8 protein-coding genes are annotated in these 8,302 nt (G+C 65.7%); 1 reads left to right on the forward strand and 7 read right to left on the reverse strand.

Annotated features, from left to right (window positions below; all coding sequences use genetic code 11):
• The 7 genes from ACRDU5_RS07610 to ACRDU5_RS07640 form a co-directional block, all read right to left on the reverse strand.
• On the reverse strand, positions 1 to 733 hold a 733-nt coding region (locus ACRDU5_RS07610; protein ID WP_526613873.1), incomplete at its 3' end, for an MCE family protein.
• Positions 734 to 746: 13 nt separating this feature from the next.
• Positions 747 to 1,592, reverse strand: coding sequence for an MlaE family ABC transporter permease (locus ACRDU5_RS07615; protein WP_526613874.1), 846 nt, complete (start codon positions 1,590 to 1,592; stop codon positions 747 to 749).
• A 4-nt stretch (positions 1,593 to 1,596) separates the two neighbouring features.
• Positions 1,597 to 2,394 (reverse strand): MlaE family ABC transporter permease, encoded by a 798-nt coding sequence (locus tag ACRDU5_RS07620; protein ID WP_526613875.1) that lies wholly within the window; start codon positions 2,392 to 2,394, stop codon positions 1,597 to 1,599.
• Positions 2,384 to 3,553 carry a thiolase family protein gene (locus ACRDU5_RS07625; protein WP_526613876.1) on the reverse strand — a complete coding sequence of 390 codons (1,170 nt, stop codon included), beginning with the start codon at positions 3,551 to 3,553 and terminating at the stop codon, positions 2,384 to 2,386. Before ACRDU5_RS07625 ends, ACRDU5_RS07620 begins: the two co-directional genes overlap by 11 nt.
• Positions 3,550 to 4,725 carry a Zn-ribbon domain-containing OB-fold protein gene (locus ACRDU5_RS07630; protein WP_526613877.1) on the reverse strand — a complete coding sequence of 392 codons (1,176 nt, stop codon included), beginning with the start codon at positions 4,723 to 4,725 and terminating at the stop codon, positions 3,550 to 3,552. Before ACRDU5_RS07630 ends, ACRDU5_RS07625 begins: the two co-directional genes overlap by 4 nt.
• 17 nt (positions 4,726 to 4,742) lie before the next feature.
• Positions 4,743 to 5,951 carry a CaiB/BaiF CoA transferase family protein gene (locus ACRDU5_RS07635; protein ID WP_526613878.1) on the reverse strand — a complete coding sequence of 403 codons (1,209 nt, stop codon included), beginning with the start codon at positions 5,949 to 5,951 and terminating at the stop codon, positions 4,743 to 4,745.
• Positions 5,948 to 7,447, reverse strand: a complete 1,500-nt coding sequence (locus tag ACRDU5_RS07640; RefSeq protein WP_526613879.1) for an aldehyde dehydrogenase family protein — start codon at positions 7,445 to 7,447, stop codon at positions 5,948 to 5,950. The genes ACRDU5_RS07635 and ACRDU5_RS07640 overlap by 4 nt, the downstream gene beginning before the upstream one ends.
• 232 nt (positions 7,448 to 7,679) lie before the next feature.
• Between ACRDU5_RS07640 and ACRDU5_RS07645 the strand changes: the two genes are divergently transcribed.
• A partial coding sequence (locus ACRDU5_RS07645) for an SDR family NAD(P)-dependent oxidoreductase (protein WP_526613880.1) occupies positions 7,680 to 8,302 on the forward strand: 623 nt, incomplete at its 3' end.

An 8,302-nucleotide genomic window follows, 5' to 3' on the forward strand; every position in this document is an offset into this window, starting at 1 on the left:
TGCTGACCAGGAACTCGTCCAGGTTCTGCTGCTCTTCCACGATCGAGTTGCTGATCCGTGTCGAGCTGTCGATGGTGGTGATCAGGTCGGGGGCCGCATCGGCGTAGGCGGTCAGCACCGGAACAGAGGTCTCGATGTCGTGGCTCAGGTTCGGCAGGCTCGGTTCGATTTCGGCCAGAAACGCATTGAGGTCGGTCAGTGTCTGGCCGATCTTCTCGCCGCGGCCGTTGAAGGCCGTTGCGATCGCGCCGAGCGTCTGGTTGAGTTTCGCTGGATCGATCTTGTCAAGCACCTGAACAAGCTGCTGGAACACCGTGTTGATCTCGACCATCACGTGCCGGCCCTGAATCACCTGGCCGGGCTGCAACGTCTCCGGGGAAGGATCGTCGGGGGGAATCAGCTGCACGAACTTTGCGCCGAACACCGTCGTGGAGGCGATGTCGACGAGCACGTTCTTGGGAATGAGATGCAGTTGCTTCGGATCCATCGCCAGGTGCAGCGCGGCGGTCCCGTCGGGCCGCGACTCGATCGAGTCGACCGTGCCCACCTGCACGCCGCGCATTTTCACATCGGCGTCGTTGTTCATCACCAGGCCGGCGCGGTCCGAAATCACTGTGACGGGCTCGGTCGGGGTGAAACTGCCGCGGAACAGGGCGACGGCAAGCGCGATGACCAGCGCGATCGCGACAAACAGGCCCAGGCCTGCCAGCGGGCGTACCGCGCTACTCCTCATCGCCTCAGCTCCCCTATCCAGCCAGGTTGAAGTTGCCGTTGGAACCATAAATGGACAGCGAGACCAGCAGGGTCACCGACACCACGACCACAAGTGACGTGCGGACCGCATTGCCTACCGCGACACCGACACCCGACGGACCGCCGGAGGCGAAATAGCCGAAATAGGTGTGGATCAACAGGATGGTGATCGCCATCAGGACGGCCTGCAGGAACGACCACAACAGGTCGATGGGGTTCAAGAAGGTGTCGAAGTAGTGGTCGTACAGCCCGGCGGACTGCCCGAACAGCACCACGGTGGTGAACTGGCTGGCGACGAAGGACAAGATGACCGCGATCGAGTACAACGGCGTGATCGCGATCATCCCGGCGACGATCCGGGTGGACACCAGGTACTCGACGGGGCGAATGGCCATGGATTCCAGCGCGTCGATTTCTTCGTTGATCCGCATGGCGCCCAGCTGGGCGGTCACGCCGGCGCCGAACGTGGCGGCCAGGCCGATGCCCGCGACCACCGGCGCCGAGATGCGTACGTTGATGAACGCGGCCAGGAACCCGGTCAACGCTTCGATGCCGATATTGCCCAGCGAGCTGTACCCCTGCACCGCCAGCGTGCCGCCCGCCGCCAGGGTGAGGAAGCCGACGATCACAACGGTTCCGCCGATCATCGCCAACGTGCCTGCGCCCATGCTGATTTCGGCGATCAACCGGACGATCTCCTTGCGGAAATGGATCGTCGCGTGCGGCATGCCGCCCAGGGCCCTGGCGTAGAACAGAACGTGGTCGCCGATCCGGCCGAAGAAATCGACCGGTCGCCGTGCTCCCCGGAATACTCGTGGATAGACCGCCCGCAGTGCCATGGCCCTATCCCGTCGTCATCCGGATGCCGATGGCGGTCACGATCACGTTGATCACGAACAGCGCCATGAACGCGTACACCACGGTTTCATTGACGGCGTTGCCGACGGCCTTGGCTCCGCCGCCGGTGATCGTCAACCCGCGGTAGCACGCCACCAAGCCGGCGATCAGGCCGAACAGCGCCGCCTTGACGCAGGAGATGATCACCTCGGGAACCCCGGTCAACAGCGTGATGCCGGCGGCGAACGCGCCGGGGTTGACGTCCTGAATGAATACCGAGAACGCGTAGCCGCCCAAAATGCCGATGATGACCACCAGGCTGTTCAGCAGCAGCGCGACCAGTCCGGCCGCCAGCATGCGCGGGGTCACCAACCGCTGCACCGGGTTGATGCCCAGCACCTCCATCGCGTCGATCTCTTCGCGGATGGTCCGTGAACCCAGATCCGCGCACATCGCGGTGGCGCCCGCACCGGCGACGATCAGCACGGTGACCAGCGGACCGATCTGGGTCACAGCGCCGAAGGCCGCGCCCGCGCCACTCAGGTCGGCGGCACCCAGCTCGCGCAGCAGAATGTTCAGGGTGAAGCTCACCAGCACCGTGAAAGGTATCGCCACCAGCAGAGTGGGAGCCAACGAAACCCGGGCGACGAACCAGCACTGCTCGAGGAACTCTCGCCACTGAAACGGCCTGCGGAAGATGAACCTCAGGGCGTCGGCCGCCATCGCGAAAAACCCGCCGATGGCCTGCATCGGCCCGGACAGGTCTCGTCCCAGCGTGATGCCTGCGGACCATCTATCGGCCATCGGTACCCGGTCCCTCCAGAATCGTGACTGCCGAAACCGCGGTCGGGCCGCCGATGTTGTGGGCCAAAGCGATTTGCGCGCCATCGACCTGGTTCACGGCTTCGCCCCGCAATTGTGCGAATAGTTCAACACATTGCGCGACGCCGGTCGCACCCGGCGGGTGGCCCTTGGCCTTCAGCCCGCCGCTGGGGTTCACCGGCAATCCACCGCCGATAGTGGTGACCTCCGCTTCGAGAAGCTTGTAGGCCCCGAACCGTTCCGCGAAGCCGAGATCTTCATAGCTGATCAGCTCGATGCCGGTGAAGAAATCGTGAACTTCGGCGACGTCCAGGTCGGACGGCGTCATGCCGGCCATGGTGAACGCCTGCTTGGCGGCGCGAACCGTCGCGGTGAACGTCGTCATGTCCGGCTTGTGCTGGTGCATGACCGAGTCCAGCCCGATGCCCACACCCCGGATCCACACCGGACGGTCGGTGAAGCGATCCACCACGTCCTCGGCGGCCAGCACCAGCGCGGCGGCCCCATCGCTCTGCGGGGCGCAGTCGTAGAGCCGAAACGGTGTCACCACCGTCGGCGCCGCCAGCGCCTGCTCCATGGTGATCTCGAAGCGCAACCTGGCCTTGGGGTTGTTGACGCCATGCCGGTGGTTCTTCACCGCCACCATCGCCATGTGCTCTTCGGTAGCCGGCGACTCGTGCAGATACCGCCCCACGTGCAGTGCGAACCCGGCGGGAGACACCACGCCGAGCGGGTAATCCCAGGCCATGTCGCGGGCCATCGCCTCCCACTCCCACAACATGTCCGCCGACGTGGTGTCGCGCAGCTTGTCGGCGCCCATCACGAGGGCGACGTCGAACGCGCCCGACGCAACACCGAACAACGCATTGCGGACCGCGTCGTTTCCGGTGGCGCAGGAGTTCTCGACGCGGGTGACCGGCAGGTCGGGCAACCCGAGCGAGTCGGCGAGGATGCCCGACGGGAAGCCGTCGGTGGTGCCCATCGCGCCGAACCAGGCCGCCTGCAGGTCCGCCTTCGCCAGGCCCTTGTCGACGCTGCGCGCGCAGTCGGCGAACGCCATCGGCAGCAGGTCCTTGATCCCGAGCGCGAAATGCTCACCGAACGGCGTCATTCCGGCACCCACAACCGCGACTCGCCTCATGCGACGGCCGCCTCCGGCTCGAAGGCGTACCCATAGTCGGGCACCCCGGACCGGACCGCGACCCGACGCAGCGCCATCCGACCGCGGTCGCCGATCTCGATCGTGCCGGGCTGCGCCCCGGTGACCTTCACCAGGGCGCGCACACCGACGCCGTCCAATTCCACGATCACCAACGAATACGGCGTCTTCAACCCCGGAACCGGCATGTGCACCGTGGTTTCGGTGTAGACGGTCCCGGTGCGCGGCAGCGGCACCAATTCATAGCGGGTGGCCAGGCTGCCGTCGTGGCCGACGCGATACCGCGGCGGGAAGTCCAGTTCGTCGGCGTCGGCGAAACGCCCTGCCTCCCAACGGACCTTGGCCTCAAACGCCCGTTCGTAGGCCGCCAGCGATATCGGTATCTCGGCATCGGCGATGTAGCTGGACTCGGGCATCGGACGCGGCGACGGCTCCCGGCGACAAATGAGTGCGGCCCCGCTGGTGACCGTGATGCCGGACAGGATCGCCTGCTCCACCGCGACCAACGGGCCGGTGGCACCGCGCTCCGTCATGCCCGCCAGTGCGAACAGGCTCGAGCTGGCCCCCGTCGTCGGCAGCGGCGGCGGGTTGCCGATGCACAGATCGACAACGCGTTCGTGATCCACTCCGGCCACCGCTGCCGGGGTGTCCAGCCAGGCGGCCGCCAGGGAAGCGATCAGGCCGCGCTCATGCAGTAGCCGCGGATCGCCGTAGTCATGCACATCCCCGGTGGCGTTGCGGGTCCGCACCGGCAGGCTGCGCGCGACCCGGGCCGCGGTGCGGACCTGCAGCCCGTCTTGTGCGGTCAGGATGGCGGCGGCACCCGCGGGGTCCAGGTCGACCCCGATGATCAGCGTTCTCGGTCGGGCGGAACTGAGCGCGTCCACCGTCGCGGGCGCACCACCAAGCCGCTCGTCCACCTCGAGCTCGGGATCGAGTCCGAGACCTGCCAACAGCACGGCGGCATTACTACTTTCCAGCAGCGGCAGATCCCTGCTCACCAGCACCACACGCTGCACCGCACCACCCGAACTCAGCGCGGCCCGGCCGGCCTCCACGGCCAGGGTGACGGCGTCCTCGTCGTCACCGGCCACCCGGTGCTGGGCGGTTCCCCAACACGGCAGGTAGGTGCCGATAGCGGCGACATAGGGCATCGGGTTCTCCCGCGGGTCTAGGTGACGGCGCCGGCCGTCTTGAGTTCGATGATCCGGTCCCAATCAAATCCCAGTTCCAGCAAGATTTCGTCGGTTTGCTCTGCAAAACCAGGAGCGGGTCCGGATTGCGGGGCGCTGACATCAAACTGCACCGGATTCGCGACCAATTCGAGCTCGCCCGCCTGTACCAGGTATTCGTTCGCCTTGACCTGAGCGTCATCCGCCGCTTGCAGGGTGTCTTGCACCGGCGCCCACGGCCCGGAGAGCGTGGCGAAACGCTCGCTCCACTCAACGAGGGTCCGTTTGGCCATCGTCTCCTTGATGATCTCCGCGGCCGCCGCGGTGTTCTCGGCGATCGATTCGACGGTGGCGAACCGCGGATCGTCGATGAGTTCCTCGAGATCCATGTGGCGGCACACGTCGGCCCAGAACTTGGTGGGCTGCATCATCACCAAAGAGATATAGCGGTCGTCGGAGGTTGGGTACCAACCCACGAGTGGATTGATCGGCGACCCGTGCATGCCGGCTGGAAGGGCCTCCATCCGCTGACCGAGATGCCTGGTCAGCGCCACGGTATGCCCCATCGACCACAGGCCACTACCCAACAACGACACGTCCACGACCGACGGTTCACCGGTGCGCTCGCGCTTCAACAGCGCCGCCGTGATCCCACCGGCCAAATTGGTGCCCGAGATGGTGTCACCGTAGGCCGGGCCCGGTGGGCCGATCATGCCGTCGACATCCGGCGGGGTGACCGTTGCGGCGGTGCCGGCGCGACACCAGAAGGCGGTCATGTCATAGCCGCCCTTCACGGACTCTCCGCCACGGGGTCCCAACGCACTGCCCCTGGCGTAGATGATCTTCGGATTGATGGCCCGGATGTCGTCGACGTCGATGCCGAACTTGTGTCGGTGCGCCGGTAGGAAGCTGGTCAGGAAAACGTCTGCGCGACGGGCCAATTCGAGCAGCACGTCTTTGCCCTCGGCCACCGACATGTCAAGTCCGATGCTGCGCTTGAGGCGGTTGGCGTGCTCGATGTTGGGGTTGGGATCACTGTCGCAGTACAACAGCCCGGTCTGTCGCAGGCCGCGCTGCGGGTCGCCGGTCACGGCATGTTCGACCTTGACCACGTCAGCGCCCCATTCAGCCAGCACCGCGCCGGCCGATGGCACGAAGCCGTACATCGCGACTTCCAGAACGCGAAACCCTTCCAGCGGCCTGCTCACGAAACAACCGTCGCGAAGGTCTTGCTCTCCAGAAACTCCTCGAATCCGGCCTTGCCCATCTCCCGGCCGATCCCGGACTGCTTGTAACCGCCGAACGGGGTGTCGGGGCCGAAGTACATGCCACCGTTGATCGAGAACGTCCCGGTGCGGATCCGGCGGGCCACCGCGACGGCTCGGTCCTGGGTGCCGAACACCGCGCCGGACAGGCCATAGATCGAGTGGTTGGCGATCCGGACGGCGTCGTCGTCATCGTCGTAGCCGATAACCACCAGGACCGGGCCGAACACCTCATCCTGGGCGATCTCGCTGTCCGGATCCACGTTGGTGAGCAGCGTCGGCGTATAGAAGAAGCCCGGATCCACCTTCTCCCCGCCGGTGACCAAGGTGGCTCCCGCCTCGACGGCGCGTTTCACCATGCCGTCGACCTTGTCGCGCTGTTTCTCGCTGATCAGTGGACCCATGTAGGTCTGGGGATCGGTCGGGTCGCCGTAGCGCACCAGCCCGAAGTTGTTCTTGACCAGTTCGACGATCTCGTCGTGGTGCTTCTTGGGCACCAGCAGCCGGGATGTCAGCGCGCAGCCCTGCCCGGCGTGGGTCACCATGCTGAACGCGGAAAACAGCGCGGCCATGTTGAAGTCGGCGTCGTCGAGCACGATCGCGGCGGACTTGCCGCCGAGTTCGAGAAAGACCTTCTTGAGAGTCTCGCTGGCGGCGGACATGATCCGGCGACCGGTCGGGGTGGAGCCGGTGAACGTGACCATGTCGACGTCGGGGCTGGTGGTCAGCACGGCGCCGACCTCGGGGTCCGCGCCGCTCAGCACGTTGACCACACCGGCGGGGATGTCGGTGTGGTCGGCGATCAGCTCACCCAGCGCGAGCGTGACCAACGGCGCGTCCGGCGCGGCCTTGAGCACCACCGTGCATCCGGCGGCCAGCGCGGGCGCCAGCTTGGCCAGCGCGAGCTGGTTCGGGTAGTTGTAGGCGATGATCGCCGCCACCACCCCGGCGGCCTCTTTCTCCACCCAGCGGTGGTGCTGCATACCCCGGCTCTCGATAGTGCCGAGGTCCTCGGTCAACGGATAGTTCTTCAACAGGTCGGCGTAGAACCGCACGATCGCGATCGGCGAGTCGAGCTGGGCGCCCTGGGTAAGGGCCGGTGTGGCGCCCACTTCGGCGATGGTGAGCTCGGCCAGTTCGTTGCGATGGTTGAGCAGCGCCCGATGAAGCTGCTCGAGGCACCGGACCCGAAGGTCGGTATCCGTCGACCATGCCGTGGTGTCGAAGGCCCGGCGCGCGGCCGCCACCGCCGCCTCGGCATCGGCCAGCGTCGCGTCCGGCGCATAGCCCAGCACCTCACCGGTGGCCGGATTGACGGAAGGAAACGTCCCCGAAGTCCCGATCAACTGACCGTCGATCAGCAGGCGCCGATCGGCAGGCCGCTCAGATGTTTCCGCGGCGCTCGGCCCGCCACTGGAAATCGTCGACGCTTCCGGCATCCAGCCCCCTAGTGTGATGGAAACTTCATTCTCATCCTCGGCGAATCATACATTCGCGACATGAGAACTCAAGAAAGCGTAGACCACCTAGTCATGTGGCCTGATGACGGCAGTGGGGCGATTTACCGATGCGACAAACGCGCCTAGTTTGTCTTGCGGGATCATCTGGTCCGAGAGTACGGTTCTCATATTCGGAAGGAAGATTCTTGATGACTGAGACGAGCGCGGCTTCGTGAAGACCGCCGTCGTCACCGGAGGCGGCTCGGGCATCGGCCAGGCCGTTGCGAATCGGCTGCGCGCCGACGGAATTCACGTGGCCACCATCGACCTCGTAGAGTCCGACGACAAGTTCGCCCACACCGCCGATGTGACGGATCGCGCCGCGGTCGACGCCGCGGTGGCGGCGATCCGGACGCAGCTCGGCGCGGTAACGATTTTGGTGAACGGCGCCGGAGTTGAGCGCTTCAAGCGCTTCACCGACATCACGTTCGACGATTGGCAGCACATCATCGACGTCAACCTCAACGGCGTCTTCCACTGCGTTCAGGCGGTATTGCCCGACATGATCGAGGCCGGCTGGGGCCGCATCGTGAACATCTCCTCGTCCAGCACGCATTCGGGTCAGCCCTACATGGCGCCGTATGTGGCGGCCAAGTCGGCCGTGAACGGCCTTACCAAGTCGCTGGCGCTCGAATACGGCCCCAGTGGCATCACCGTCAATGCGGTGCCCCCCGGTTTCATCGACACACCGATGCTGCGCAAGTCCGAGGCGCGCGGCTACGTCGTCGTCCAACAGAACATCGACGCAACCCCGGTGCGCCGCATCGGCAGACCCGAAGACATCGCCGCCGCGTG

The organism is Mycobacterium sp., assembly GCF_050701515.1.
In the GTDB taxonomy this organism is placed as follows: Bacteria; Actinomycetota; Actinomycetes; order Mycobacteriales; family Mycobacteriaceae; genus Mycobacterium.